Source organism: Streptomyces sp. NPDC044704, assembly GCF_056433525.1.
This window is the reverse complement of record NZ_JBWKGY010000021.1, coordinates 74169-100456: the sequence shown is the minus strand read 5'-3', so window position 1 is coordinate 100456 and position 26288 is coordinate 74169. Positions and strand designations below refer to the sequence as shown.

The following is a 26288-nucleotide window of genomic DNA, read 5'->3' as shown; positions in this document are numbered from 1 at the left end:
GCACATCACACGAAGGGGGACGAGGCCCCGGCGAACTGGATGAACAGCAAGAACGGCAGACTAGGCTCATGGACTCAGGACTTGCCGCATTGCTGGGCGCCGCCGTCGGCTCCGCCACCACCCTCGGGGCCGCAATCGTCAACGGCCGTGCTCAGGCACGGTCCCAGCACGCGCAATGGAGTCGCCAGCATCGCCGCGACGCATACGCCGGCTACCTGAGCGCTCTCCATGACCGCGACATCGCCATGGACGCCGTCCTTGACGCGCTGCGTGCAGACCAACCCGATCTGCCCGACATCGACGAGAAGACAGGCCGCTTCATCACCCTGGCCCGCGAGGTCCACCGCGCCTGCGAAATCGTCATCCTCGAAGGGCCGGCACCTCTCGCGGAAGTCGCGGAACGCGTCACCGTCGCCTCCGCCGACCTCTCACACGTCATGCGACGGATAGCCGAGAACGCCCACGCGGGCAACACCACCCACAAGGCCGAAGACCTCGCCCTTGCCGCCGAACGAGAGCGGACCCTCTACGAAGCCGTCAAGGACTTCCGCCTCGCGGCCCGCAGCACTATCGGCAAAACCAACTGATCCAGGGACTCCGAGCCCCGCCCCCCCGGACCGTTGGGAGATTGAGGCGTTGTTCAGCCTGAAACGTTGAACGTCAAGCTGACCGGAAGCCTGGGCAAGCCCCGTAATGGAGGGCTTGCCCAGGCTCACCTGAGGCTTGCCCAGTGCTGAGTCCGCCCACAGCGGCCGGACCTCGGCGCTCCTACCGCAGTGCGCGCAGTGTCCAGAGCGTGCGACGCCGGGCGCGCCGCTGGATTCGTCGGCGTCGAGCGGGAGCCTTGTCGAACCGGTCAGCTGTCATCGTGCAGGGCCGCCACTACTGACCGCCCCCGTCGGGGCGGCCGCCCTCCCCCGACCGCTGCGCCACATCGCGGTCGACCGCCGGGTCCGTGCTGATATCGGCCGCCAGTTCCTTCCCTTGACGACCAGGCCTTCGACACCTGACACAGTCGAACGCTGAAGAACGCCCGGGCCCTTCGCGGCGAGCACGATGGCGGTGCGGCCGCCGCAGGCGCCGGCCGGCCCGGCACTGGAGGCCTTCGAAGGACAGTTAGCCGATTGCAGTGGGCAGCCGCAGGACCCTGCGAGCGGTGTCGATCGCCCCTCCGGACCGCGGTCCGGGGGTCGGTGGCCGTCCGGCCCGCGCGCGGATTTGCCCGCGGGCCGGAACCACCGTCAGGAGCCGCCCGTTGATCGCGGGCTGACGATCACCGCTGAGGGGGGTCCGTTTGGGAATCGCCCAGCTGCAGAATTGCGCCCTGCCCCCGTTACGAGAAGGTCAACCCAGCTCAGCCACGTCGGAGCTAGCCGGCTTCGGGGGCCTCTGGTGACCGCACTCCAGCCGGGTTCCGTTGGCGTCAGTCACTGTGTACTCCAGGACAATCTTGGTCGGATCGCCGTCTTCATAGGGCCACACCGTGACGCCTCCCTCCCATACAACGGTGGAGAACCAGACATCGATCCCCTCGACTTCGGGCGCGACCGTGAAGACCTCACCGGGCTTCAGGTAGAAGTCCTCACCGTACGGCTCGATGAAGAGGCAGAGATCGCCATTGCCTGCGTTCTCCACAGGCAGCCTGCTGCGTCCCACTCGTCCCCCCAAGACCGCCGCTCCGATGCGCCGCTCCACAGTATCCGCCTGCATCGCCCCGGCCGTTCAGACGCCTAGACGGATTCCCTAGACTTTCCAGGGAAGTCTTTCAAATCTGCAGTAGCCGGTTTTCATATCGACCACGATTGGAGCACTGGCGCCAATCCTATAACGCTGCCCGCCCGGCGATACCCCTCTCAAAGGGAAGGAGAATACCATATTTCCGGGAGACTCGAATCTTTGGGAGAGTTTAATCACGCAACCCCATTCATCCCATTGGGGGATATTCGCACGCCCAAAGCGTTCAGCGATTTGCCGCGCTTCGCTTTCCGTGATTGTCACTTTCCGCCTCCTGTGTAAGTCAAATTCATTTATGCGTCGGGCTGATGCTGTGATGAGCTCGTTCGCCACGCGGACCAGGGCTGTCGGTGCACATCCGTGGAGCTCATAACACGCCTGGTCAGAGCCGGGATCCAGGCGTCCATGGACCGGTCGGCGACTCGTTCAACAACGCCCTCGCGGAGACCTGCGGATGCCGATCAAGACCGAGAGCATCCGCGGCCGCGTCTGCACCAGCAGAGCCGAGGCGAATCTCGCGCTGTTGCAGTACATCGACGCGTCTTGGGCCGGAGAGATGCCCCCTCATGACTCCAGGTATACGGACCCGGGTGCTTCGTGAACGTTTGGCACATCAAGGCCCCTTACAACAGGCCCCCCAAGGCGAACCCCAGCCCCATCGCGACGAACAGCGCGCCCATTGCGCAAAACAGCCACCAAAAGGCGGTGCCCTCGGCCGGGATCGTCCAGCGTGACGGGTCTGCCCGGTCGTACCGGAGCTCGACGCGGGCACCGACGGGAAGGGTCCTGTCCTTGGGGCGAGCGATGTTCGTCCGGGTTTCCATTGCGCGGCCGTCGCCCGTGCTCCACGTGATGACCGGGTAGTACACGGTGGTTCCGACGCTCCGGCCGGTGCTGCCCGTTTCCGAGGCCGGCGCGATCCGGGTCTCCACAAGACGGGTCACCACCCCCCGCGCAGTACCGCCCTCCCTCAGCAGGAACCGGACGCGTCGGATCTTGAGGGAGGCGACGACTCCGATGGCCGCCCCCGCGGCGGTGAAGACCGAGGCGAAGAGCAAGAGGATCTGGGAAGCGGACACGGGGTCGTCTCGATTCTGGAGCCGGAGAACTCCTGACAGCATGCCAGTGCGGCGATCTGGCTTACCCAGGGGCGCCTGGCCGGGGCGGCCCTCTGCGCAGCCCCGCCGACGGTCTCCTCCCCGAGGAGGAGGCCGGACCGGGCCGCAGGTCCAGGACCGGGCGTGGACGGGACCGGGGTCCTCGTGCCCTTGGGCGATGTGCCGTACCAGGGCGGGTTCCTAGCCTCGGGGCATGCGATCACACGAAGCGGACGATGCCCATGGAGACCCCGTGACCAAGGTCAGCCCCGCCGCGCGCCGTGCCTTGGCCGTGGGCCTCACCCTCGCCGCCTGCCTCACGTCCTCCCCCGTCCTGGCCACGGCCGCGGAGGCCCCAGCCCAGGGCGGCTCCGGGGCCGGACTGGACCGGTACTACCGTCAGCACCTCGGCTGGGGCAGCTGCATCAAGGGCCCCGACGACACCACGGGCCGCGATCTGGACCAGGCGGGCGTGCAGTGTGCGGACGTGACCGTGCCCCTGGACTACGCCGACCCCGGGGGGCGCACGATCACCGTGGCGGTCTCCCGGCTCAAGGCCACCGACACCCGGCACCGCATCGGCGCGATCCTCCTCAACAACGGCGGCCCGGGCGGTCCCGCGCTCCAGTCCCCGCCGCAGGCCCGCGCGTCGATGAAGGAGGTCGGCGCGCGCTACGACATCGTCGGCTTCGACCCGCGGTTCATCGGGCGCAGCACCGCGCTGGACTGCGGCCTGCCCGTCGGCATGACCTGGCTGTCCGCCGGCGCCGGCCGGGCGGGTTTCGACCACCAGGTCGCCCTGCAGAAGAGCCTGGCCGACAAGTGCCGGGCCACCGACGCCGCGGTGCTCCCGCACATCACCACCCGCAACACGGCCCGCGACATGGACGTCATCCGCGGCACGCTCGGCGAGCGGAAGATCTCCTTCCTGGGCTACTCGTACGGCACTTACCTGGGCACGGTCTACACGCAGATGTTCCCCGGCCGTCACGACCGGATGGTGCTGGACGGGGCGATCAACCCGGGCGACTACCGCCCCCGGCTGCTGAAGGGCACCGAGCGCGAGAACGAGAAGGCGCTGTCCGACTGGGCCGCGTGGGCCGCGGAGCACCACGGCACCTACGGCCTCGGCCGCAGCCGCGCCGAGGTGCTCGCCACCGTCGACCGCGTCGTCGCGGCGGCCGCGCGCGGTCCGCTGACCATCGGCGCGAGCGCCGATGCCTTCCGGATCGACGACAGCCAGGTGCCGCTCCTCCTCTTCTCGGGCATCGCGGACGACACCGCCCCGGCGCGGGCGTCGTTCGGCGAGCTGGTTTCCGTACTGGCCGAAGCCGCGAAGGGCCGGCCGACGACGGTGCCGCCGATGCTCGTCCCGGAGCTCCGGTACGTACTGCGCGGTGAGGGCGAGCCCACCGGCGCGCAGTCCGCCGTCATCTGCGGGGACGTGGCCGCCCCGCGCGATCCCGAGTTCTACTGGCGGGACATCGAGCGCAACCGCACCGCGCACCCGCTGTTCGGCGCTCTGACCAACAACATCAACCCGTGCGCCTTCTGGGACTCACCGCGCGAAGAGCCCACCCGGGTGCGGCGCGACGCCCCCGCACTGATCGTCGCCGCCACCGGTGACCCGCGTACGACGTACAAGGGAAGCGTCGAGCTGCACAGGCAGCTGCCGAGCTCCAGGCTGGTCACCCTTGAGGGCGCCAACCGGCACGCCCTCTTCGGGCGCTACGGCAACGCGTGCGTGGACGACCAGGTCAACCGGTACCTGGCCACCGGCAAGCTGCCGGCGAGGGACCGGACCTGCGTCAAGCAGGCGGGGTAGCGGCGGGCGGCTACCGGCTCTGCCAGACCGGGGCGGGGTGGCGGGGTGCGCGCCGCCTGCGGGCTTCGAGCCCGAGGAACGTGGCTCCCGAGGCGAGGGTCGTGAGGAACGACACCAGCATGGCCAGCGGCAGCAGGACACTGGCGGGTTCCCCCAGCCCCAGCCACAGCCCCGCCGTACCCATCGCCAGGGCCACCAGCAACAAGACCCTCGCGGTGAGCGAAAGTTCAGCGCTCACCGCGACGAGGGCATACCCGATAATCAGGCCCGGCGCAACGGTCACCACCAGGCCCAGGAACAAGACGAGCAAGAGCATGATCATGTCGTACCGACCTCCGGTTCTCACGGCCGGCTGGTGCCGAAGGCAGACGGATCCACGTCCCCCCTGGCCTGTCAGGCCTTTCCGCACGCCATGTTGCCAGATTTTCTGAACACGTTCAACGCAGCTCGTGGACGGTGTCCACTCCTCGGCGGAGATGCGAAGGGGCCGCGTGCGGTGGCTCGTTACCGTGCGGGCGATGGGCCATCGACGGCGACTGGTCACGCTGCCGCCGGCCGAAGGCGCCGCGACGTGCGTCCCCGCGCGCGGCAGTTGGGTACGCGGACCAGGCGAACTGAGTACATACGCCCATGCCGGGGCCACGGGGCGGGCGGTGCAATGGGGGCATGAGAACGACTTCTGCCCTGGTACCTCCGCCCGAACGGACCCGGCACTCGCCGTGGTGGCTGGCTCCGGCCCTGTTCACCGTGGCGGCTGTACTGGGCGGTGCGTGGGGCTACCGCTCCTGCCCGATCATCCACGGCGTTGCGTGGCTGGCCCTGCCGTACGTCATTCCCCTGGCCCTGGTGACGGCCTCCTGGCGGCCCTCGGCCCACCGGGACACGCGGACCCGCGGCTTGGTCATGGGCGGGGCCGGCGCCTTGATCGCCCTGATCTACGCGCACCTGGCCACTTTCGTGCTGTGCGCGCTGGCGCTCCTGCTGTGGGCCTTCCAAGGCGGCGGCTAGAGCCGCCTTGGACCCGATGCGCGTGGCCGATCCGAAGCTCTTCCCGGTCCGAGTTGGCCGCTACGAGGTCACGGTCCGGACATGACGCAGCTCCGGTACACCGTGGTGTACCGGAGCCGAGGCCCGCTCCGGTCCGGTCCGCGTCCGGGCGGACCAAGATCGCGTCCAGGACGTCGTGGGATCCCCGCGCGGAGGCGAAGCGCGGACTTGTCAGCCGGGGAAGGAGAAGTAGAGCGCCTCGCTGTAGAAGGACGCGAAGTGCTTCTGCCAGTCAGCTCGGACCGATGCCAGCCATTCGTCGTTCTGGCCGGCGATCGCCGCCTCGGCGTTGGCGACAGCGTCGGGGATGTCGTCGGACGCCAGACGCCGCACGCTCGCTGCCGGATCGTCACCGGACATGGAGACGATCTCACCGGTCTCGAGGACGAAGTACTTGGCCTGCTGCTTCTCGAGGTGGGCCGTGGTCCTGGCCACGCATTCGGCGAATTCGGCGTCGTCCTCCAGGCCCTTGCCGACCGCGCGCAGGAGGTCGCGGAGCAGCGCCGCCCCGTCGGCGTAGTCCGCGGCGATGCCGATCGGAGGGTTCCAGATCATCGACGGAACGACCGTCGTTCCGCGCCCCACCATGAGCTTGTGGGCAAGCGGGATGTCCCAGTTGTGCTCGGATATGCACCGGATCCGCTGGGGAATCTGCGCCTCGTTCGGCATCGAGTCCGCGGAGTAGAGGTATGAACGGTTTGCCATGGTGGCGACGCTAACACCAGGGACCGACAACGCCGGATGCCCGCCGGTCGCACCGTCGGACACTCCTGCCGCGGGGTTCAGCTCACAAGCGGTGCGGTAGGACTGAGTTTCTACCCTGACCCGGACGGGCTACCGGATTTCGTGGCGGTGGCCTGATGACCGCCGGCACCGCCGTGAAGATTCCGGCCCAACGCTCTGCCCCCGCGTACCGCGCCCGGCTGGACTACCCCGCGTTCCGGGACCTGCTGATGGAGCACCCCGGCCACGGCGCCGATCACGTCCGCCGCTGCCTGAACCGCAAGGGTTGGGCGTGGACTGGTCAGTACCTCCGGCGCTTCTGGGCGGCCCGTCAACAGCAGATCGCGGGATCGGACGGCATCACGCCGAAGACACCCGAGCTGAAGAACAGCGCCTGATCACCCTCTGTACGACGAAGCCCCCGCCCCGGCACCGAGCCGGCCAGCGGGGGCTTCGATGTTCGTGGGCTACTGCCCCCGGAAGGTCTTCCGCCACTCGAGCGGCGACATCGTCAGCGCGGCCTCCGCGAGGGCCTGCGCCGACGCCGTCTTGAGGCTGTTCAACGACGTGTCGATCCAGTCCTGCACGAGGCTGTAGCCCTGCGCGCGGTACTCCACCGCCTGCACCAGGCACTCCAGCTTGTCCGCGTCCTTCGCCACGATCGCCTCGGGGGTGTCGCCGCTCTCGTACTCGCCCACCACCCGCTGCACCCCGGCCCTGACTGCCGGGTGCGCGGCGGAGACCTGGTCGGCGGTGACGGTCTCGTTCGACGCGGCGTCGATGTACCGGCGGCCGATGTGCGGGATGTCCCCGATCCGGGTCTCTTGGGTGTCGTGGAAGAGGCACATCAAGGCGACCTTGGCGGGGTCCACGCCCTCCATCATGGCCAGTACGGCGCCGACGATCCCGACGCGGAACGAGTGCTCGGCGATGCTCTCGGGGTTGTTGTTCCCGGTGAACCACCAGCCGGTCCGCTTGGCGTTCTTGAGCACGCCCATCTCGAAGAGGAATCCGGCCGTGCCCTGGGCGTTCGCCATCTCGTCTGCCATGTGGTGACCTCCGGTCTGTCAGGTGCGATCACGTAAAACGTAGTTCACGGTGGAGAGTTCGCGGCGGGATCTTTCGGAGATGCCGGCCCCGTCCAGCAGGTGCTCGGTACGCTCCGCCAGATCCCGCACCAGGAGGCCCGATGCCTGCGGCAGCCACGGGTGGGCCGTCAGCAGGGCCCACATCGTGTGGGCGTACAGGTCCACGTACCCCGGGGCGTGGTGGAGGCCGTACGTCAGGCCGCGCAGCGCCGTGGTTTGCGGCGAGGACGGCCAGGTCCTGGCGGTCGCGGAGCTGCTGCTCGCGCGCTCCGTCGTCGAGGTACTGGTAGGCGATCATTGCCTTCATGGACCACCTCGTACCCGTCAGCAGTTTCGGACTGCGGTTCGTCATACCGCAGCACCCTCAGGTGATCGAGGAGGGGTGGGCGGAGGTGCGTCCATTGGTCGACGGCCGGGACCTGCTGGCGGAAATCCACCCGGACGGCATGTCGAGCTGTTCAAGCCGGCATGTACTTGGCCCCGCCGAGGGCTGGCCGTTCGCGGCCTCGGACGAACCGCGCCGGGTCGAGCTGTCCCACAACGACTGTGTCACCGACTGCTGCGGAGGCATCTTCGTCACCATCCGGCGCCAGGGCGACCGGGTGCTCTGGACGTCGTGGGAGAACACACACGACAACCGGGTTCCGCTCCCCACCGACCTGCACTTCGACGCGGCCCAGTACGACGCCGAACTGTTCAGGGCAGGCAGGGACGTCAGCTGGGAGAAGCCTGTGGACACAGCCGCCCGGCTGCTGGCCGGGGAACTTGCGGACCGGACAGGCCCCGAACACGGGGACCTCGTAGTCCTCGCGATCACGCCGGTACGTACGGAGCCCGCACGGGTGACGGTGCGTCTGGGCCGCCGCGGTGTTCCGTGGACACCGGGGGAGGATGCGGTCCGCGACTTGCTCGTGACCGGTCAGGAACCCGTTCGGGAACTCGTGCGGCGGTTCGTCCTCGCACTCACGGCCGAGGACTCCGGCGACACCGTCAGCCAACGCTGAGGCGGAAAGCGGTCCAGTGGCCTCGCCCGTACGCGGCGTTCAGGCGGACGATGTCGCGCTCCAGCCCGCCCAAGGCAAGATCGGCCGGGCCGAGTCCAGGCTGCCTTCGACCGGGCCGCCTTGCCGCCGTTGCCCGCAGCCGGCCGCAGGAGTCTGAGGTCAGAGCGCGGGTTCGGAAAACCCATGCGGTCGCGGCTATCCGCCGACGGTTCCGTCTTCCCCGCCAGGGGGCGTCCACCAGGCGACGATCCGTGCGGCCATCGCGTCCGGCCGCGGGCCCGAGGGGTCGAGACCGAAGTGGTCCGCCAGCTCATGCCGCAAGAACTCGGCGCTTCCCGTCGGGCCTGCGCCGCTGTGAAGCCGCCCGAGCAGCGGGGCGAGCATGCAGTCGTACTCGTCCTGCACGGCGTCGGCGACACCGATCGGATCCCACTCGTTGAGCAGATGCCGCAGGTCGCGCTCGGTGGAGGTGCTCCAGGGTCTCATCTCCCCAGACTGCACCATCCCCCGCTAAGCCAGGCACGCAAGGGCGCGAGCACACGAGCCCATACCCGAGCAGGCAAGCTCGGGCCACCCTGCGATTCCCCCATGCCTCCCCCGCCGATGGACCGGCTGTCCACCTGTCGGTGGACAGCCGGTCCATCGGTCGGTTGTCCAGGTCCACCCCTCCCACTGCCTAGCGTGGGAACAGAAGATCCGGGAGAGCCGCGAAGCACCCCGTACCCATCGACAAGAGGGGTTGCCCCATGAGCCCGTTCCTGACCGCCTTGATAGCCAGCGGGGTGATCCTGGTCATCATCCTGTCCACCGACCTGGGTACCCGCCAGATCACCAACATGCGGTTGCTGCGCTCGATCATCGCGATCGCGGTCGTGATCGCGCTGTTCGTCCGCACGCTCCCCCTGGGAGGAAACGACCCCTGGCTCCAACTGGCCGGTATCGGTGCGGGAGTCATCTGTGGCCTGATCGCCGCGACTCTGCTGCCCGCCCACCGAGCCCCCAACGGTGACGTCTACACCAAGGGCGGCATCGCCTATGCGATCGTCTGGACCTTGATGTCCGCCTCCCGCGTGCTGTTCGCCTACGGTTCCGAGCACTGGTTCGCGCAGGACGTCATCCTGTTCAGCATCGAGAACAAGCTGAGCGGACAGGACGTCTACTCGAACGCCTTCGTGTTCATGGCCCTGGCCATGGTCCTCACACGTACCGCTGTTCTACTCGTCAAGCGCCGCCGGACGCGCGGCACCCAGGTCCCGACGAGCGACGGCCTCGTAGACGTCTGACGGCATCCGGGTAGGACTCGAGTAGCGGTTGCGGTGGGTCAGGCCAGACTGAGCTGTTCTCCCGGGGGCCGTGGCAGGAGCACGTTCCGCAGGAGGCCGATTTCCGCGCGCCAGGGGCCGGCGCCGTCCGACTCGGCCCAGAGGTCCATCAGTTCGGATGGTTCGGTCATGATGCGGTCGAGGGCCTGAAGGGCGAGATCGCGTAGGCCGGTGAGATCCGGGAGGGGCTCTTCCGGCCCGTAGACGGGATCGGCCGGCTCACCCCCGGGGCACTGCGCGGCAACGAGTGCGGCTGCTGCTACGGCTACCTCGGATTCGGGTGCTTCGAGGTAAGCCGCGGTGTCGATCACACGAGTGAGAGCTCTACGGACGATGCCCTCACGTTCGCCGGCAGGCACTTCATCGAGGTCACCGCCAAAGTCCGCCGCGGTGTCGTTGTCGAAGGGGCCGACGTCCCAAGTGCCCATGGTCTCTCCTGATCACGATGCTGACCGGGGCATCCTGACGGACGCCACTGACAGAAGCCGTGCAGTCCAGCGCGGGGTTTCAGCCTCATGTCACTGGTCCCGGTGGCGTCGAAGTACAGGGTGAAGAACCAGGAGCGGTCTACTGCGATGATCTTGCCGGTACCCCGCTCCGGTACGCCGCTCCGGTACGCCGCTCCGGCCTCCCGCCCGGTTCATCGGAACCGCCCCGAGGACGAAAGCCCGCTCCGCGGGTCGGCCGGCAGCGGATAAGGGATAGCTCCAGGTGCCTGGGACGGGCCGCATACCCTGCCCTCATGGACGACGATCAGACCACTGGCACGGGCGAAAGCCTGACAGACCAAGAGGTGGAACAGCTCAAGGCCCTCCTTCGCCGGTTCTGTATCCATGAACTCGACCAGTTCCAGCTCATCAAGACGCAGAGCCCCCACGCGGAGGCATACATCGTGATCTCCAACACGCCGATCCCGGGCACCGAACCCAAGGACTACAACACCATCTGAACAGGCCCCCTGGACAAGTCACTCCCCCAGTCCGTGCGCCTTTCGCCTGTAAGAGCGGGCGGCGTACAACTGCGCCTGGCCCATCGGCTCCACGGAAGCCGGGCCGGAGTCTCCCGCCCCGGGTGTTCACCGCAGCGGCAGCGTGAACCGTGGCCGGGGCAAGGTCCAGGGGCCGGCAGGTGGCTGAGTACCGGCCGGGCCAGGCCGGGCCAGGCCGGGCCAGGCCGGGCCAGGCCCGTCGCTGCCCGCGTCCGGGTTCTCGCTCACGTCCCGTGTCAGTGGCCTGTGGGATCGTGCCCACCCCTGGCCTCGCGACGAAGGAGAGGGCCCCGTGGCCGCACGGCCCATCCCTGTAGGTTCCCTGACGACCCATCCGGAGCAGCATTCAGCCCGACGGGGAGGGCCCCGATCCATGCCTCTCGACGATCCGGAAGGGGACATCCGCTCTCGGGGATTCGAGCCACTGGAGCCCTACCCGGGAACCGGCCGTACCCCCTGGCGCTGCCGGTGCCCCAACGGGCATGAGGTCGAGGTGATCCCCCACCGGTTCCTCGCGGGAAGGACCTCCGGCTGTCCCACATGCGGCCGGGCCGAGGGAGGACGCCGTCGTCGTGAGGCCGCCGAGGCCAAGCACACCGCCGTCATGCGGGCGGCCGGGTTCGAACCGCTGGAGCCGTACCCCGGCAGCGGGGCGCCGTGGCGGTGCCGGCACCTGGCGTGCGGAAACGTCGTCACCCCCAGACCTGAGTACATCGGTACCGGCAGGGTCGGCTGCAGGGAGTGCGCGAAGGAAAGCCGCCGGGCCGTCCTCCAGCAGCGTGCCGGCGGAGCCGAGCGGGCCGAGGCGGACATGCGGTCGGTCGGTCTCGAACCCCTGACGCCGTACCGCAGCAGCGGGTTGCCCTGGCCCTGCCGCTGCACCGGGTGCGGGCATGTCGGTACGCGGCGCCTGTCCTCCATTCGCACCCTGATCAAAGCGGGGACGGCGTCGGGCTGCGCCGCCTGCAACCGCAAGGCCCGCGGGGAGCGGCAGCGCAAGGGCAACGCGGCCGAGGCCGAGGCCCTGATGCGAGGGGCCGGATACGAACCGTTGGAGCCCTACCGGGCGGCCGCAGCGCCGTGGAACTGCCGACACACCGCATGCGGTGCAGAGGTCCGGGTGCGGGCGTCAAGTGTTCGCCGCGGATACGACCCGTGTCCCGTCTGCCGGTCCGAGGGATACAAGCGGCGGGGCGTCGCCCGCCGCGTCGACTCCGAGGAAGCCTGCGCGCTCATGCGCGCGAAGGGATTCGAGCCGCTGGTCCCCTACCCCGGCGCCTCCGTGGGCTGGCGCTGCCGCTGCACCACGTGCGGGAAGGAGTCCAGGCCCATGTACTCCGGCGTCAAGGGGCGTGGGTACGGCTGCGGACACTGCGCGGGCAGCGCACCGCTGGACCCCCGGGCATGCGCGGCCGAGATGCGTACGCACGGATTCGAGCCGCTGGAGCCCTACCCCGGAAGTGACAAGCGCTGGCTCTGCCGCTGCCCGAACGGACACGAGGTGCACCTGCGCCTGACCGGGGTCCGCACCGGCAGGGGATGCCGGATGTGCGCCACACACGGCATCGACCTCGCCGGACCGTCGAAGGTCTACGTGATCACCCACCGGCACTGGAACGCGGTCAAGATCGGTATCGGCGCCTGCACCGGCCACACCTCCCGCCTCGTCCAACACCAACGCCGGGGATGGCAACTCCATCAGGCCCGCGATTTCACCACCGGCGCGGCCGCCTACGACGTCGAGCAGGCCGTGCTGGACCGCCTGCGCGGGGCCGGGCTCAGCCCCTTCCTCACCAAGGACGTCATGCCGAACGGCTGGAGCGAGACCTGCTCCGCCGACCGTGTCACGGCGGCCGAGCTCTGGGCGATGGTGGAGGAGGAAACCCGGAACACCCAGGAGCCCTACGCGCCCCGAGTCGGCGGCCGGCCCCGTGCCGCGTTCCTGTTCGACGCGGACGCCGCGGCCGCCGAGATGCGGGCCTGCGGATACGAGCCGCTGGAGCCCTACCCCGGCCGTACGAACGCGACCTGGCCCTCGCGGTGCACGACCTGCGGGCACGAAGGCCGCCCGACCTTCAACGCCGTCCGCAACGCGGGACAGCGCTGCCGGGTCTGCCGGACAAGGGCCACGCAGGCGAAACGGGTCGCGGCGAACGCGCCCAAGGCCGGCCAGGTGATGCGCGCGGCCGGACTCGAGCCGCTGGGGCCCTACCCCGGGAGCGGAACGCCGTGGCTGTGCCGCTGCACCTCGTGCGGTCGCGAGACGACTCCCACGTACGCCAACGTCAACAGCGGTTCGAGCGGATGCAGGTTCTGTGCCTTCAACTCGGCGAACGACGAGCGTGCGTCCGCCGAGATGCGCGCGGCCGGGTTCGAGCCACTGGAGAACTATCCCGGCCGCACCACGAACCCGTGGCGCTGCCGCTGTTCCTGCGGGAACGAGGTCACCACACACCTGGCCTTCGTCCGGTCGGGAACGGCCGGCTGCAAGAAGTGCCCCCGAGCCGGAGGCCGTACCGATCCCTCGAAGGCCGCCGCAGAGGCGCGCGCGGCGGGATACGAGCCCCTGGAAACCTACCCGGGGAAGACCACCGACCGCTGGCGCTGCCTTTGCTCGTGCGGGGCGGAGACCACGGTAACCCTGACCAGCATGAGGCGAGGCCGTCAACGGTGCGGAAAGTGCTCCCGGAGTGCGCCTGTGCGAGCGCCTTCCACAACGGATCAGCGTACGGACCGCCGGAGGGGCACTCCGCCGATGTCATGACGGCCGGGCTGCGATCTGCCGACGGGCGGAGTCCCAGACGACTTCGAACTCGTCAGAGGTCAGCTGTTCCGGTTCGTGGCCTTCCCACTCGGAGACGGGCAGTTCCGCTGTGATCCCGAACCTGTTGTCGTACTCCTCGGGGCGGCCCGTGTCGCAGGCCTGCTGCCACTCGGCAAGGGAGGCGGCCGCGATCGGCGTCAGCTCAGGCCCTGCGAGCTCGACCTGCCGGGTCACCCAACTGTCCGCGTCGACCTCGAAGTAGAACCAGACGTCTTCCTCGTCCCAGTGGCAGCGCATCCATGTCGTCACCAACCCATGATGACGGGGCACCTCAGAGCCGGGCCGGCCCCTGGAGAACGCGGGCGAGCACGTCGATGTGGCACCCCGCACCGAGAGCAGGCCGCAGCCATCGCCGCCCCGATCCTCCAGGGCACCCGCCAGGACTGAGCCGGGGGCGGGAAGAAGCCCGCCGACGCCCGCACCGGCTCGGGCGTGTCCGGCCGGTCGTCGACAATCCGCACTCTCACAACCGCGGTCGCCCCCACTATGAGGGGCGAAGAGCAGGATCGATCTCTGCCAGGCTCTCGTGCAGCCGACGGGCTCCCCGGACGACGCGATCGTCCGTGCCGCCTGACATCTCCTCGCAGAGCCGTAGCGCCTCGTGCAGATCTTCCGAGACGAAGCTGAAGACATCGACGACTGCGGTGTGGATCCAATCGGCGTGGTTGTCGTTGGCGACGGCCAGTGCGGACGCGACAATCGCCAGTCCGGCCCTGTCGTTTCGCCGAAGCAAGCCCTCCGCGGTGCGCCGGGTGACGAAGGTGTCACGCGAATCGAGCACGAGCCCCAGCAACGGTTCTACGGCCTCCGGCATCTCGGCGAACCCTGCCAGGCTGTGACCGGCATCCGCCCGGTCACGCCAGTCATCGCTTCGTCCGAGCTCGCCGAGGGTCACGACGACCGCACGCCGCAAGTCACTGTCCACGGATCCGCCAGCCCCTCCCACGATTCCGGTCAAAATATCATCGGGGCGACGCCCTACCGGACGGTCGCCCAGTCGGTGCCCGGCGGGGAGCTCGCCCGACAGGTTCCGGCTGGCCAGGGCCCCTTGCACGGGCCCGGGTCGACGGGAATCGCCTCCCGCGTGATGGTGCGGTCGCACCAGTCGCACAGCAATGCCGCCTCTGCGCCCGCGTCCTGAAGGTCGCGGGCCGCATCATCCGCGGCTTCCAGCCAGCCGGGTTCCGTGACCGCTACCGGCACGCTTTCGAGGAGGAGTTTGCTGTTCCAGAGGCTGAGGCCGGTGACCGTCCGGACCGCGCGGATCGCCTCCGTCTTCCGGTCTCCCACCGCAGTCACCAGCACACGGAACCCTGGCTCCTCCACACATCCTCCCCCGCCCCATCCCAAGCCGTCCGGCAAATGAACCATCAGCGGCGGCGCCTACCTGTGGACGGCCGACGTCTGTGCCCGCGCCCGGGCGCGCGGCGGCCCTCCCGTGGGGAGGCCGGGAGGGGCGCCGGGCCGGGGAGGACCGGTAGCCGTCACCGTAAACCCGCCACGTCAGTCGGCGGTAGGCATATGACAAGCTCCCTTCCACCTTGACCGGTACGGGTTCGGCCAGGTGAGCTGCGAGCGTTCGACGATCACCGCTCCGTCGCCGGTCAGGCGGCACAGGTGTAGCCCGCGCCGGCCAGAAGCATCCGCGCCTCGTTCGTGGCCGCCCAGGAGGAGCAGGTACTCGTCGCGGATTGCGATGGCGTACGGGTCGGCGACGGGCAGCGTCCGGATGCGCCATGGTTCGCCGGCTCGTTTCTGGGCGAGGGGCGATCCGGGCCAGTAGGCGGCCCACGCCACCGAATCGGTGACGTTGAGGGCGTTGATCCCGGCCACCATGCGGTAGAGCTCCGAGGGGCGCAGGTTCTCCAGGGTGTTGCCCCTGCTGTCCCAGCGGACCAGCGCTTGTGCGCTCACGGGGTCGTCACTGTAGATGCCTTCGTCGGCGTAGCCGGTCCAGAAGTTGCCCCGGCGGTCCGCCTGCAGGTGCAGGAGCCGGTGTCCCAGGGCGAACCGTCGCACGGGGCGGCCGTTACGGTCGAAGACCTGGCCGTTGCGTTCGCCCGGCCAGCCGTGGCCGTGCAGGACGATCCCGCCGTACGGAAGGGCATCGAGCATGGTCGGGTCCACGGCCACGCCGTGCAGGATCCGCTCCCGGAACCTGCCCCCGTCAGATATGACGAGGAGGGCGTCGAAGGGCATGCTCAGCGGTGCGGGGACGGCCCTCCCGAACTCGCGGGAAGGGAAGCGGGCATCAGGGCAGATCAGCCAGAGGGTCCGGCCCCACGCATCCACCGTGGAGGCCAGGACCTTCCGCTCGTCGTACTGCCGAGGCAACAGTGCGTACGGACGCAATGCCACCAACGTCAAAAGATCACCTCACGGGCGAAGGACCACTGCCCCCATGATCACAGACCCGGACCAGTCGGTGAGCCCGCGCACTGCGTCAGTGATCGCCCTGCTCGCCAGGTCCACCTGGCAGAGGTGATTTCGACCAGGTGGTGGGGGTGCTTTGCCTGATGGGATCAAGTGGCTGGCGGATGTGGAGGGCCAGTTGGAGAGCGTGGTCTTCGCACGTGGTGTGTCCCCAGAAGAACTGGCTGAACGCCCGGGAGGCGTCCCACACGCGGCGACGGAGTCGTGAAGGTCGGGGAGGACGGAAGGTAGGCATTCGCCGTGGAGTACGGGGACTCCACCGGTACGGACCGCTTCGCGGAGATCGCGTCCGCCGGGGTAGGACGCCGAGGGTTCGCTCTGTGTAGGCCACACTGCCGCGTGCTGTCCTGAGCAAGGGCCGCCTGCCTGCCTACGCCGTCCGCAACACCCCCGCCATGCGCACCGGGCAAGCGCAGGACGACGACTACCAGCAGATCACGGCATGGGCCGTCGCTCTCGGCCTCGTATGGGACGGCACCGGCGGCCGCGTCCCTCCTCACATCCGAGAGGCCCGGCCTACGGGAGGTCTAGGTGGCTTCTAGGCTGGCCGTGTGAACGTTGACGATCTTCAGTGGCAGGCGAGCAACTGGGGTGGAGTCTCCCCGCAGGTGGTGGACTGCCTTGTGGGCGGTGGGCATCTGGAACTGGTGGTGCGGGCCGCGGACGAGCGTGGGGACTGGTTCTGCGCACAGGCGGCGGTGCGTGAGCTGTGTGCCACGGAGGAATTCGAACGGTCTTGGGCGTTGATGAAGCCGTTCGCGGAGACCGGCTGGCTGCCTGCCGTTTCCGCGGGTGCCGACATCCTGCTCCGGTGGGGCCGGGTCGAGGATGCCCTGGCGTTGGCGCGCCCGGACGGAGCGACGTGGCAGGCAGTTGAGGTGTGCCGGGCCTACGCCGAGGTTCTGGTGAAAGCCGGCCGGGTGGACGAGGCGATCACGGTGCTCGAACCTCACCTGGGGGATGCGCGGGTGCCGGCCTCCCTGGTTGAGATGACCGAGGGGCAGGGCAAGGACGAACGGGTCCTTGAACTGATCGTCCCGCTCGCGGAGGAGGCCAGGCGGGTCCAGGCCGAAGGACGATGCTCCTCCTTTTGGGAGGCTTTGGACTTGCAGGCCGCCGTCCTGGAGAGGTCGGGGCGGGTCGAGGAGGCGATACGGATCCTCGGCGCGGACGTGGCCTCTCGCCGGTACGGTCCCCGGAACACGGTCGCGTCCTACGCGGAGCTCCTCGCCCGGCACGGACGGATCGAGGAACTCCGCCAGGCGGCCACTGGTGGCCACGCACGCGAGGCGTTGGCTCCATTGGTGAGGATCTTGGAGGGGGCGGGGCGGGCAGGTGAAGCCGAGGCGATGCTGCGCGCATTCATCGCCACGGCCGAATACCCGCGCAACGGCCAGTACCTCCTCATAAATCTACTGGCCGGGCAGCATCGGATCGACGAGGCCGTGGAGGCGGTGCGGCCCACCTTCCAGAACCTCTGGGACGGCCTTCTGCAACCAGCGGTGCTCATGCTCGTCGACAACGGACTTCACGAACGGGCACTGCGGCTCCTGGACGAGTGCAGTCCGGAATTCCTCGAAGAGACGCACTGGGTTCCGTCCAACCGATGGTGGCTGATGGGGGAAACCGGGCGCTGCCGCGAAGCCATCGCGGAGGTCGAGGCGATGCCTGACCTGGATGCGGACGAGCGGGACAGCACGATCGCCTCGATGCTGGCACAGGACGGCAGACTGGACGAAGCGATCGAGTTGCTCCGGCCCCATGCCGGACTCAGCGCCGCCACAGACCTCGCCAAACTGCTGATCAGACAGAATCGATCCGCCGAGGCCATCGCTGCCATACCCAGTGTCGCCCAGCGGGAGGACGCTCAACGCCGGTGGGGCACTGGGAGCAGCACGGAGGCCGGGTCCACCGACGGGCGGCCGCTCCAGTAGTTGCGCGCGAGCGCCACCAGCCGACCGGTGTCGCGCTGAGGGGTGGGATCGGCGGCTGAGGCGCCCGCTCGTCAGCTGCCGTCCACGTACGCGCGTGCCGCGACCATGACGTCGCGACGGCGTCCGGCGGCGATGCACAGTGCGGGGGCTTCGTCTTCGAGCTGGGGGTTCATTCCGATCATCCAGGCGCGTGCGGTGTAGACGCTTTCAGCGTCCTGGATGAGTTGGAACACCTGCAGTGCCGCGCGCAGTTGTTCCTCGGCCTCCGGGCGCGGGGTGGTATTGCCCGAGGCCCATTTGCCGACCTGCTTGGGGTCGCTGATGCCGGCGATCCTTGCGGTCAGTCGCTGGCCGAGGTTGTCCTGGAGGAAGCGGGCGATCTCGCTGATGTGCATGCGCACGGTGGTGACGTGGGCCCGTCCGGCGCTGAGGTCGCTCTTGCTGGCAGCTGTGGTGGTCTCGATGGGCATGGCGTGGTCTCCCTCAGTGCCCTGACTACGCGCCAGTTTGGTGGCGGTCACGTGTCGGACGGTGGGTGCATGGAATGCGCACAGGACCAGGCTGTCGCATGCTGCTGCGAGGGACGATCGCATGGACGCTCGGTCTCGGCGAGCAAGTGAACGCTTCTGATGTTCCTGCCCCGCGGGGAAGCGTGACCTCTGCGGGGTGTGTGGCGCCGGCTACAGGCCGGCGCTCAGCATCGTCGCTTCCCGGTCGGATGGGATCCGGTGCGCGGATGACCGAGGGGTTCCAGGCCGCGGGCGAGGGCGGCGTCAGGCCTGTCGGCTTGGATCGGAATCAAGTCCCAGGCGGGCAGTGCCAGGACGGGCGTCAGGCAGCCCGGCGGTAAGAAGGCACTCTTCGTGATCATGCTTCCCCCTACATCTTCCTCGTCGGTCCTACTCAGATTACCCATTATCACTACCTAACTCCACCTGTTAGCCAGAACCGGCACCTCTGCTCATCACCCGTCAACAGTGCCGTTTGGAACGGCAATTGCCAGCTGACCTGGTCGGACTCCCCGGTTCGCAGCGGCGTACGGGGCCTTCCCGCCGGCGAACTCGGCAAGAAATCCTCCGTTCGGACTACAGGCGGGCAGGTTGTTTTCCCGGTGGACTTTCGGGTGGGCAAGCAGGTGGGTTTCGGGTGGGCATGTGGGCGCGCGTGAACGCGCGTGGGCGCCTGTGGACACGGGTGGGCCTGTGGTCAGAGCATCTTGAGTCCGTACTCGTCAGCGACCTCGCGCAGGGCTTCCGCCTCGGGGAAGACGAGGCTGGACTCTTCCTGCTTGAGCTCGACGTCACTGAAGACGGCCCAGCACTGGCGCAGGCCGAAGCGGGACCGGTAGGCGATGCCGTGGATGAGGCGTTCCTTCTCGGACGGGCCGGTGCGCTGGGTGATGGCCCACGCGGAGATCTGGCGCGTGATGCGCCGGTTGAATCCCTGGACGTGCGCGGTGGTCAGTCGCCGTACTCCAAGTGCCGCAAGTTCGTGGCGGAGTTCCCGGGAGAGGGCTTCCAGGGTGCCTTCGTCGTCGACGTCAAGGAAGCGCGCTTCCTTGACGGGCTGTAAGCGGACCAGGGTGTGGCGTGTGGACCAGTCCCGTGGCAGCTGGCCCGGGAGCATGTAGGAGGTGCCTTTCCAGTCCTCCTGGACGTCTTCGAGCATGGTGGGGTGGACCCGGAAGGGTGCCAGGGCCTCGGCGAAGCACCCGTCGTGGTCCGTGGCGCAGTAGAGCGTTCCGTAGGTCACCAGGCTCCAGCGGTTGCCTCCAGCGTGCGAAGCGTCTTCCCTGCTGATCGTTTCGTACTTCAGGGGTTCGTTCGCCTTGCCCAGGCGCCAGATGCCACGCTCGGGAGCCTGGATCAGGCTGACGCCCGGTGGGGTCTTGTCCGTGGTCATCTGGCTGCTCCTTGCTCCGGCCGCGCCCGGCAAGGGGGTGCGCGCCGGTAACGCTCGTGGCTCGTCGGTTCGCTGTTGCCGGCATGGGTCGCCGAACAGGCCGGGTTCGTGAGAGAGCCGGTGTGTGGTCGCGCGGCGTGCAGGCTGGGCGGGGGTCTCGCTGCGTGCTGGTCGTTGGCACATGCCGAACGATCATTTTTATGCGCTGGTGCGACTGAAGCGAGCCGTTGGTGCGATCAGTTGGGGGCGCACGAGAGATTTCAGGGGGCGCATGACGTCAGGGGGTCTTGCGCTGGCGTTCGCCGAGTTCGAGTTCGAGCGTGGCAGCGCCGGCTTCGCCGGCGAAGGCGAGCACGATCCGCGTGGGACTGGCCGAGGGGTGGGCGGTGAGGGTCAGGACGGGGCTGCCGGTGGCGAGCAGCAGGAGGCAGTGACCGTTGGCGGTGTTCCAGATCCTGATCGTTCCGTCGTCGGAGGCGCTGGCGAGGAAGCTGCCGAGGCTGTCGAGGGTCCACAGGGCGAGGGCGCGCACGGCGCTGGTGTGACCGGTCAGCGGCTCGTTCAGCGGGCGGTGTTCGAGGAGGTCCCACAGGCGGACGGTACCGTCCTGCCCGGCGCTGGCCAGGTGTGGGGGCAGGCCGGCGGCGGGGCTGGGGTTGATGCCGATGGTGTGGATGCGGCCCTGCATGCACCGCAGAGGCCGGCGCAGGGCGCCGTTTTCGATGTCCCACAGGCGGACGGTGCCGTCGGCGCCGGCGGTGGCGTACCAGTCCTGGCCGTGGTGGTCCGTGGCCGCGGCCACCGTGAGGACGCGCAGGTCGTGGCCGTGCCAGTCGCACAGCAGGCTGCTGTCGTCCAGGTCCCACAGTTTGGCGGTGTGGTCGTCGGAGCCGCTGAGGAGCACGTGGCGGCCGTCCGCGGTCGTCAGGGGGGCGAGGGCCCGCACGCGCATGATGTGGCCTTCGAGCGGGTCCGGGAGGTGGGTCCGGGTACCCGCGTCCCACATGCGGATGCCGTGGTCCGGGCCGGCCCACAGCAGGGTCCGGCCCTGTGTCCGTCGTGCCCAGGCCACTGCGGCGGGCGCTGCATCGGTGGGGACGCTGGTCACGACGGTCCCGCCGGCCACGTCCCATATGTCGATGCCGGGGTGGCGGCCGCTGAGGGCGAACCAGGGGGCACTCGTGTGGTCGTCGCGGGCCAGGACCCCGTTGGTCACGCGTGGTGGTGCGGGCGAGCCGGCGTCGAGGGCCGCGTCCAGGGCCTTGTGGTCCCACAGGCGCAGGGTGTTGTCCAGGGATGCGGAGGCGAGTGCGTCGCCGCCTTTCACGGTGACGCGGGTCAGGGCGGTCACGGGTGCGCTGTGGCCGCTCAGCAGTGCTGCCGGCCCGGTCTGTTCGGTGTTCCACAGGGCGATGTCGTTGGCCGAGCAGGCGGCGAGCAGGTGGCGGGAGCCGACGGCCAGGGCTGCCAGGCCGGTCACGGGGCCGGTGCCGGCGTCCAGGGTCGCGGTCTTCCCGGCGGTCCCCCACAGGGTGACGGTCCCGTCCGCGTGTCCTGCGGCCACCTGGCCGGCCCGGGTGGTGGCGGTCAGGGCCCGCACGGGGCTGGGCACGTCGAAGGCCGCGGCCGTGTGCCGGCAGTCCTCCGGGTCCCTGAAGGTCAGCGACGTCCCGTCGGCGATGGCGAGCAGCCGTCTGCCCGTCCCGTCCTCGAAGGTGGTCAGGGCGACCTTGCCGGCGCGTGGTGTCTCCCCCGGCAAGGCCAGGAGGTCCTCGGCTCCCATGCGTTCGTTCCAGCGCACCACTTCGGCGCATCCGTTGACGGCGAGCACGGCCAGTTCGTCCTCGGCGTCACGGTAGGCGCTCAGGTCGTCGATCCAGATGCCGGCCGGCCGGCGGATCTGGTCGATGAGCGATCCGTGGACCGGGTCCCAGGCGCGGACCGCGCCGTCGGCGCTGCCGGACACCAGTACCGGTCCCTGGCCGGGCCGGGTTCCGCTGAGCAGGCGGCACACCAGGCCTTCGTGTGCGGTGATGCGTTCGCCGACCGCGCTTCCGTCGGCGGGGTCGATGATCTCGATGCCGCCGTGTTCGTCTCCCGCCGCCAGAAGGGGGCGGCCTTCCAGGGTGGTCCAGGCCGCGAGGGAGTGGACGGGGACGGCCACCTTGGCCAGGACGTTGACGGGCGGGGTCCACTGGGACCACAGGACGGCCAGCCTCGAACTGGGGGGCGATGCCACTTCGGCGGGCATTCGGGCCCGCGGCACCCGGGGGAAGCGCAGGCCGGCGTAGGCGAGCTGGAGACTGGCCAGCCGTGAGGGCACGTCCGCCCGGTGCAGGTACGGTTCGACCGTGGCCCAGGCCTCCAGCCACGACCCCGGCTCCCTCGCCCCGGATGCGGCCAGCATTCCGCGGATTCCGGCTCCCGTGGCCCAGGGCAGCAGTTCCGCCGGGACATGGGCGTCGTCGAGCGCGTCTCCGAGCTGGGCGTGACTGGCCAGGTACCGGCGCACGTACGGCGGCGGGGGCGTCTCCCCGTCTCTGGCGATCAGCTGCGCCAGTGCCTCGGCGATCCGTGCGTGCACACCCGGTTCGTCCGTCGGCTCCCCCGCCTGACCTTCATGATCAGCCGTCACTTCCGGTCCCCCCTCCCCCCATGGCGCCGCCCGCGGGCCAGCGCCTCAAGACCGCTGCCAGCCTGTCGTGCGCCGGGCGGTAGACACGACGGTCGTCCTCACTGTCGTAGGTGAGATACCCGGCCAGACGCCCGCCCAGCAGTGTGCGAATCTTCTCGTCGGCTCCCTCCAGGGACCGTTCGAGCAGCACTGCCGCCATCGCCGGCCACACTTCCCCCCACGGAATGCCGCGCCCCAGGCCGAACGCGGTCGCGCGCAGCAGTGCCAGCGCTTCCTCGGCCCCGAGTCCGTCCTCCGCGACCCTGTCCAGGTCCGCGGCGAGCAGCCCTACCGTGCCAGTGTTCAGCCGGTCCAGCCACCACGCGTCGCCCAGGAGTGCGGGCCCGCCCGTCCTGAGCTGCTCCGCGGCCACCCGGGCGTCGAGGAAGGACCGGCCGACCGCGGCTGCCACCACCTGTGAGACCTCGTCCAGGTCCTGGCCCCGCCAGGTGTCCTCGCCGTCCAGGAGGGCGCGGACGTACCCGGCGATGTCCTCCCGCATTACTTCGAGGTCGGTGCGCAGGATCGTGACTGCGGGGAACGACGTCCTGAGTTCGGACAGCAGTTCGTGTTCGCTGTCCTCACCGCGGGAGGTGTCGTCGGCGGGGCTGCTGCTGCGGACGGCGACCACCAGCCGGACACCGCGCCCTGGGGGTGTGGTGTCCGTGGGCTGCGGCGGAACACGGTCCAGGCGCGTGCCGTGGGCGCTGTGGCGGCCGGCCAGGGGGACCAGGACGTTGCGTACGCATCCCACGGGGTCGTTCGCCTCGTCCAGCGAGTCGACGACGACCGTGACCATCGGGCCGGGAGTCCGCAGGAACAGCCGCAGCCCGGCCTGCCACCTGCGCAGGGCGTCGGTGCCTCCGGCCGGATCCGCGCTCGCTCCCAGTTTCGTGGCGACGGCCCGCAGGAGGTCCAGGGGATCGCGGTTGTGGGCGGTCACCGCCACCGTTACCGAGCCTTCGTCGGGCACCGTCTCCGGCGGGCAGTGACGGACCGCCGCCGCGAACCGGTCGGAGCGCCGGAAGCCCTCGTCGCCGAGGGTCACGGCCCGGCCGAGGATCGCCGACTTGCCGCTGGCGGCGATACCGGTGACGACCATGACGGCGGCCGGACCCCGCAAGAACGTGGCCAGGTCCCGGTTCAGCGGCCTGCGTCCGGAGAAGTACCAGCCGACGTCGGCGGCGGTGGGGCGGCCGCTGGCCTTCTCCAGCCAGTAGTCCAGGTGCTCCAGCGTCGGCGCGACTTCCTGCCGGCCCGGCTCCACGGCCGCCGCGATCATCCGGTATCCGGGGTTCGGCAGCGTCGCGGTCGGGACGTCTTGCTTGCCCGGCAGGAGTGCCCGGGGCCCCTCCAGCTTGCGGCCTTCCCGCTCGTTGATGGTCCGGGTGGCCTGCCTCAGGGCTCCGCTGAACTCTTCCATCGTCAGGAAGGGGCGGGTGATCTCTTCGCTGGAGCGCAGCAGTTCGTATGCCTCCCGGAGGATCGCCGCGAACGCGCCGCCCAGTACCTTGCGTCTGGGCCCCGCGGTCGCCAGTACGTGGAGCGTCGCGGACTCCGTGCGGTCCGTCAGGTCCCGTTCCATCGCCAGCAGTTCGGGGCCGACGTCCGAGGATTCGCACATGTTCACGATCACCAGAACGTCCTGGGAGAGCGAGTCCAGTGCGGCAGCGATGATCTCGGTGGTCCTCAGTCCCGTCGCGAGGAGCCGCTCGGTGCGGGTGTCGCGGAGCACCGCGTAGTGCGTCGCCGCCGCTGACGTGATCCCGTGCCCGGTCACGTACAGCACCAGCGGAACACCGGGCTCTACCTCCCGGATGCGCGAGGCGGCCAGGAAGCGCTCCACGTCGTGCCGGCTGGCCGGCGGGTACTCCGGTTCGACCTTCGTGAATCCCGGGCCGTCCGGGGGAGCCTTCACCCACCAGGCGGCGACGGCGTCCAGTTGCTCGTCCATCGCGGCCCGCATCTCGTCCGTGCCGTCTTCCAGCAGCAGGAGGAAGAGCGCCCCCGCCTCCGGCGCGGAGGGGCCCTCGGCAGCCTCCGGCACAGGGATCGGCTGCGCCAAGCCGATCTCGCCTCGCTGCCCGTTCACTTTCCCTATTGTTCACACCCATGGACCAGAATCAGCAGCTTCGGGTCACCGCGGCCGCCGGCATGGCCGGCGAGTTACCCGATCACGTCACCCAGGACGCCGTTGTGATCGTCCCCGGCATCATGGGCAGCGAACTGTTCGACACCCACACGAACAAGCACCTGTGGGGCCTGGAGGGAATCTCCTGGCTGCGCAAGGCGTGGACCAGCCCCAAGGGCCTTGAGGGCCTTCGGATGACCGACGAGGAACTCGACGGCAAGCACACCCGGATCAGGGCGACCGGCCTGCTCAAACACAGCGCCTGGACGCCCTATCTCGCGGGCTCCGAGCCCTACACCGACCTCGTGGAAACCGTCGGGACCAGTGTCGCCCACCCCGCGGCCGTCCTGGAGTTCGCCTACGACTGGCGCCTGCCCATCGCGGCTAACGCCCGCCTCCTGGCCGCGGCGGCACGCGAGCACCTGTCCTCCTGGCGGCTGCACCCCGCCCACGACACCGCCCGCCGGCACCGCGTCGACGAACGCGAAGCCCGGCTCGTCTTCGTCGCCCATTCCATGGGCGGGCTCGTGACCCGTGCGGCGCTGGACGACCGGTACGACAGCGACCTCCGGGGCGACACCCGCGGCGTCATCACCCTGGGCACCCCCTTCCACGGAGCGGTCAAAGCCGCGGTCATCCTCAACACCGGCCGCGGAACGCCCGTACCCCTCCCCCACCGCAGGCTCCGCGCCATCTGCGCGGACATGCCCGGCCTCCACGACCTGCTGCCGCAGTACAAGAGCCTGCGCAGCAACGGAGACGTGCGCCATCTGACACCCGGCGACATCACCTCCATCGGCGGCAACCCGGAACTCGCGCGCAACGCCGCCGTGTTCCACCGTAGTCAGAAGCCGATCAGCCTGCCCGACCACCGCTCCGTCGTCGGCGTCAACCAGCCCACCTGGCAGAACCTGACCATCCGTGACGGGCAGGTCGAAGCACACCTCGACGGCGCCCGGACCCACACCGACGGCACCTTCGTCCGCGACCACGACAAGAACATCAAGTTCTTCCGCGTCCACGGCGACGGCACCGTCTACAAGGAATCAGCCGCCATCGCCCCCGCGGTCACCGCGCTCCCCCTCCAGCACGGCGACGTCGCCAAGGCCCGGACGGCGCTCGAAGCCATCACCGAGATCATCCGCGAGGACGCCCACATGGGCCCGCCGCTGGGCGAAGCCGGATGCGGCCTGACCGCACCCGACCTCGTCGAAGCCGGCCGGCCGTGGAAGATCACCCTCAGCGGCATCGACTCCCTCGCCGGCATCACCTGCCGCCTCACCAGCCTCGAAGACCCCAAAGACCGGCAGGAACTCACCCTCAGCTGGGAAGACGGCCAAGCCCGCGCCGACGCGACCGTGACAGCGCCCAGCCTCTACCGGGTCTCGATCCGCACACCCGACGGGTTCACCATCACCCAGCTCGTCCTGGCCGACGAACCCGGCCAGCCGCTGCGGGAAGCCGAGGAGTAGCAGCGGTTTCCGAGCCGCCCACACGACCCACAGGGGGCAGGCGGCTCGGAGCAGCTCTGCCGGTACCTCTGCGGCATCGCTCCGCGGCTG

The 26288-nt window shown here is 69.5% G+C and carries 26 protein-coding genes; 10 read left to right on the top strand and 16 right to left on the bottom strand.

Features of this window, described 5'->3' with window-relative positions; genetic code table 11:
- Positions 1–68 precede the first annotated feature (68 nt).
- Complete coding sequence (locus tag AC07B0_RS34050) at positions 69–587, top strand: proline dehydrogenase (protein WP_356877554.1); 519 nt, start codon at positions 69–71, stop codon at positions 585–587.
- A gap of 757 nt (positions 588–1344) precedes the next feature.
- Here the strand turns inward: AC07B0_RS34050 and AC07B0_RS34045 are convergent.
- Complete coding sequence (locus AC07B0_RS34045) at positions 1345–1635, bottom strand: hypothetical protein (RefSeq protein WP_469383064.1); 291 nt, start codon at positions 1633–1635, stop codon at positions 1345–1347.
- A 722-nt stretch (positions 1636–2357) separates the two neighbouring features.
- The gene (locus AC07B0_RS34040) at positions 2358–2813 is read right to left on the bottom strand and encodes a DUF3592 domain-containing protein (protein ID WP_469383062.1); all 456 of its coding nucleotides are present in this window, start codon (positions 2811–2813) and stop codon (positions 2358–2360) included.
- A 232-nt stretch (positions 2814–3045) separates the two neighbouring features.
- Between AC07B0_RS34040 and AC07B0_RS34035 the strand changes: the two genes are divergently transcribed.
- On the top strand, positions 3046–4656 hold the full coding sequence (locus AC07B0_RS34035) for an alpha/beta hydrolase (RefSeq protein WP_478899818.1): 1611 nt from the start codon (positions 3046–3048) through the stop codon (positions 4654–4656).
- A gap of 10 nt (positions 4657–4666) precedes the next feature.
- Here AC07B0_RS34035 and AC07B0_RS34030 read toward each other — a convergent pair whose 3' ends face one another.
- Complete coding sequence (locus AC07B0_RS34030; RefSeq protein WP_478899817.1) at positions 4667–4894, bottom strand: hypothetical protein; 228 nt, start codon at positions 4892–4894, stop codon at positions 4667–4669.
- Between the two features lie 428 nt (positions 4895–5322).
- On the opposite strand from AC07B0_RS34030, the gene AC07B0_RS34025 reads away from it, so the two are divergent.
- Positions 5323–5664 carry a hypothetical protein gene (locus AC07B0_RS34025; protein WP_478899816.1) on the top strand — a complete coding sequence of 114 codons (342 nt, stop codon included), beginning with the start codon at positions 5323–5325 and terminating at the stop codon, positions 5662–5664.
- 210 nt (positions 5665–5874) lie between these two features.
- Here AC07B0_RS34025 and AC07B0_RS34020 read toward each other — a convergent pair whose 3' ends face one another.
- Positions 5875–6408: a DUF7822 domain-containing protein gene (locus AC07B0_RS34020; protein WP_469383051.1), complete on the bottom strand. Its 534-nt coding sequence runs from the start codon at positions 6406–6408 to the stop codon at positions 5875–5877.
- A 155-nt stretch (positions 6409–6563) separates the two neighbouring features.
- Between AC07B0_RS34020 and AC07B0_RS34015 the strand changes: the two genes are divergently transcribed.
- Positions 6564–6824 carry a hypothetical protein gene (locus tag AC07B0_RS34015; RefSeq protein ID WP_469383049.1) on the top strand — a complete coding sequence of 87 codons (261 nt, stop codon included), beginning with the start codon at positions 6564–6566 and terminating at the stop codon, positions 6822–6824.
- Positions 6825–6893: 69 nt separating this feature from the next.
- Here AC07B0_RS34015 and AC07B0_RS34010 read toward each other — a convergent pair whose 3' ends face one another.
- Complete coding sequence (locus AC07B0_RS34010; protein WP_478899814.1) at positions 6894–7475, bottom strand: HD domain-containing protein; 582 nt, start codon at positions 7473–7475, stop codon at positions 6894–6896.
- 18 nt (positions 7476–7493) lie between these two features.
- The gene (locus AC07B0_RS34005) at positions 7494–7679 is read right to left on the bottom strand and encodes a hypothetical protein (RefSeq protein WP_478899813.1); all 186 of its coding nucleotides are present in this window, start codon (positions 7677–7679) and stop codon (positions 7494–7496) included.
- 140 nt (positions 7680–7819) lie between these two features.
- On the opposite strand from AC07B0_RS34005, the gene AC07B0_RS34000 reads away from it, so the two are divergent.
- Positions 7820–8518: a hypothetical protein gene (locus AC07B0_RS34000; RefSeq protein ID WP_478899812.1), complete on the top strand. Its 699-nt coding sequence runs from the start codon at positions 7820–7822 to the stop codon at positions 8516–8518.
- A 195-nt stretch (positions 8519–8713) separates the two neighbouring features.
- On the opposite strand, the gene AC07B0_RS33995 is transcribed toward AC07B0_RS34000, so the two are convergent.
- A complete protein-coding gene (locus tag AC07B0_RS33995) occupies positions 8714–9004 on the bottom strand; it encodes a hypothetical protein (protein ID WP_478899811.1) in 291 nt (96 codons plus the stop codon).
- A 260-nt stretch (positions 9005–9264) separates the two neighbouring features.
- On the opposite strand from AC07B0_RS33995, the gene AC07B0_RS33990 reads away from it, so the two are divergent.
- Positions 9265–9801 carry a hypothetical protein gene (locus AC07B0_RS33990; RefSeq protein ID WP_469383040.1) on the top strand — a complete coding sequence of 179 codons (537 nt, stop codon included), beginning with the start codon at positions 9265–9267 and terminating at the stop codon, positions 9799–9801.
- A gap of 38 nt (positions 9802–9839) precedes the next feature.
- Here AC07B0_RS33990 and AC07B0_RS33985 read toward each other — a convergent pair whose 3' ends face one another.
- Complete coding sequence (locus tag AC07B0_RS33985) at positions 9840–10268, bottom strand: DUF4259 domain-containing protein (RefSeq protein WP_469383038.1); 429 nt, start codon at positions 10266–10268, stop codon at positions 9840–9842.
- Between the two features lie 314 nt (positions 10269–10582).
- On the opposite strand from AC07B0_RS33985, the gene AC07B0_RS33980 reads away from it, so the two are divergent.
- Both AC07B0_RS33980 and AC07B0_RS33975 read left to right on the top strand, forming a co-directional pair.
- Positions 10583–10789, top strand: coding sequence for a hypothetical protein (locus tag AC07B0_RS33980; RefSeq protein WP_469383036.1), 207 nt, complete (start codon positions 10583–10585; stop codon positions 10787–10789).
- Positions 10790–12062: 1273 nt separating this feature from the next.
- Positions 12063–13592, top strand: a complete 1530-nt coding sequence (locus tag AC07B0_RS33975; RefSeq protein WP_478899809.1) for a hypothetical protein — start codon at positions 12063–12065, stop codon at positions 13590–13592.
- On the opposite strand, the gene AC07B0_RS33970 is transcribed toward AC07B0_RS33975, so the two are convergent.
- The 4 genes from AC07B0_RS33970 to AC07B0_RS33955 form a co-directional block, all read right to left on the bottom strand.
- Positions 13587–13901, bottom strand: a complete 315-nt coding sequence (locus AC07B0_RS33970) for a hypothetical protein (RefSeq protein ID WP_478899807.1) — start codon at positions 13899–13901, stop codon at positions 13587–13589. The two genes, AC07B0_RS33975 and AC07B0_RS33970, sit on opposite strands and share 6 nt — an antisense overlap.
- A gap of 235 nt (positions 13902–14136) precedes the next feature.
- The gene (locus AC07B0_RS33965) at positions 14137–14577 is read right to left on the bottom strand and encodes a hypothetical protein (protein WP_469383031.1); all 441 of its coding nucleotides are present in this window, start codon (positions 14575–14577) and stop codon (positions 14137–14139) included.
- 53 nt (positions 14578–14630) lie between these two features.
- Positions 14631–14957: a ribosomal protein L7/L12 gene (locus AC07B0_RS33960; protein ID WP_469383029.1), complete on the bottom strand. Its 327-nt coding sequence runs from the start codon at positions 14955–14957 to the stop codon at positions 14631–14633.
- A gap of 198 nt (positions 14958–15155) precedes the next feature.
- Positions 15156–16004: a hypothetical protein gene (locus AC07B0_RS33955; protein ID WP_469383027.1), complete on the bottom strand. Its 849-nt coding sequence runs from the start codon at positions 16002–16004 to the stop codon at positions 15156–15158.
- Positions 16005–16636: 632 nt separating this feature from the next.
- Here AC07B0_RS33955 and AC07B0_RS33950 point away from each other — a divergent pair.
- Positions 16637–18019, top strand: coding sequence for a tetratricopeptide repeat protein (locus tag AC07B0_RS33950; protein WP_478899805.1), 1383 nt, complete (start codon positions 16637–16639; stop codon positions 18017–18019).
- Between the two features lie 71 nt (positions 18020–18090).
- Here AC07B0_RS33950 and AC07B0_RS33945 read toward each other — a convergent pair whose 3' ends face one another.
- From AC07B0_RS33945 to AC07B0_RS33930, 4 genes are all read right to left on the bottom strand, one after another.
- Positions 18091–18489 carry an XRE family transcriptional regulator gene (locus AC07B0_RS33945; RefSeq protein WP_478866650.1) on the bottom strand — a complete coding sequence of 133 codons (399 nt, stop codon included), beginning with the start codon at positions 18487–18489 and terminating at the stop codon, positions 18091–18093.
- A gap of 736 nt (positions 18490–19225) precedes the next feature.
- Positions 19226–19921 carry an RES domain-containing protein gene (locus AC07B0_RS33940; protein WP_469383021.1) on the bottom strand — a complete coding sequence of 232 codons (696 nt, stop codon included), beginning with the start codon at positions 19919–19921 and terminating at the stop codon, positions 19226–19228.
- Between the two features lie 277 nt (positions 19922–20198).
- Complete coding sequence (locus AC07B0_RS33935) at positions 20199–22556, bottom strand: WD40 repeat domain-containing protein (protein ID WP_478899803.1); 2358 nt, start codon at positions 22554–22556, stop codon at positions 20199–20201.
- Entirely contained in the window at positions 22546–24687 is a 2142-nt protein-coding gene (locus AC07B0_RS33930) for a hypothetical protein (protein WP_478899801.1), read from the bottom strand. Before AC07B0_RS33930 ends, AC07B0_RS33935 begins: the two co-directional genes overlap by 11 nt.
- A gap of 20 nt (positions 24688–24707) precedes the next feature.
- Between AC07B0_RS33930 and AC07B0_RS33925 the strand changes: the two genes are divergently transcribed.
- The gene (locus AC07B0_RS33925; protein WP_356877583.1) at positions 24708–26198 is read left to right on the top strand and encodes an alpha/beta hydrolase; all 1491 of its coding nucleotides are present in this window, start codon (positions 24708–24710) and stop codon (positions 26196–26198) included.
- Positions 26199–26288 lie beyond the last annotated feature (90 nt).

Excerpts from the sequence above, each read along its gene's own strand:
- AC07B0_RS34050 (WP_356877554.1), top strand. The coding sequence starts at position 69 with ATGGACTCAGGACTTGCCGCATTGCTGGGCGCCGCCGTCGGCTCCGCC.
- AC07B0_RS34035 (WP_478899818.1), top strand. The coding sequence starts at position 3,046 with ATGCGATCACACGAAGCGGACGATGCCCATGGAGACCCCGTGACCAAG.
- AC07B0_RS34025 (WP_478899816.1), top strand. The coding sequence starts at position 5,323 with ATGAGAACGACTTCTGCCCTGGTACCTCCGCCCGAACGGACCCGGCAC.
- AC07B0_RS34020 (WP_469383051.1), bottom strand. The coding sequence starts at position 6,408 with ATGGCAAACCGTTCATACCTCTACTCCGCGGACTCGATGCCGAACGAG.
- AC07B0_RS34015 (WP_469383049.1), top strand. The coding sequence starts at position 6,564 with ATGACCGCCGGCACCGCCGTGAAGATTCCGGCCCAACGCTCTGCCCCC.
- AC07B0_RS34010 (WP_478899814.1), bottom strand. The coding sequence starts at position 7,475 with ATGGCAGACGAGATGGCGAACGCCCAGGGCACGGCCGGATTCCTCTTC.
- AC07B0_RS34000 (WP_478899812.1), top strand. The coding sequence starts at position 7,820 with ATGGACCACCTCGTACCCGTCAGCAGTTTCGGACTGCGGTTCGTCATA.
- AC07B0_RS33995 (WP_478899811.1), bottom strand. The coding sequence starts at position 9,004 with ATGAGACCCTGGAGCACCTCCACCGAGCGCGACCTGCGGCATCTGCTC.
- AC07B0_RS33990 (WP_469383040.1), top strand. The coding sequence starts at position 9,265 with ATGAGCCCGTTCCTGACCGCCTTGATAGCCAGCGGGGTGATCCTGGTC.
- AC07B0_RS33985 (WP_469383038.1), bottom strand. The coding sequence starts at position 10,268 with ATGGGCACTTGGGACGTCGGCCCCTTCGACAACGACACCGCGGCGGAC.
- AC07B0_RS33980 (WP_469383036.1), top strand. The coding sequence starts at position 10,583 with ATGGACGACGATCAGACCACTGGCACGGGCGAAAGCCTGACAGACCAA.
- AC07B0_RS33975 (WP_478899809.1), top strand. The coding sequence starts at position 12,063 with ATGCGCGCGAAGGGATTCGAGCCGCTGGTCCCCTACCCCGGCGCCTCC.
- AC07B0_RS33945 (WP_478866650.1), bottom strand. The coding sequence starts at position 18,489 with ATGCCCATCGAGACCACCACAGCTGCCAGCAAGAGCGACCTCAGCGCC.
- AC07B0_RS33940 (WP_469383021.1), bottom strand. The coding sequence starts at position 19,921 with ATGACCACGGACAAGACCCCACCGGGCGTCAGCCTGATCCAGGCTCCC.
- AC07B0_RS33925 (WP_356877583.1), top strand. The coding sequence starts at position 24,708 with ATGGACCAGAATCAGCAGCTTCGGGTCACCGCGGCCGCCGGCATGGCC.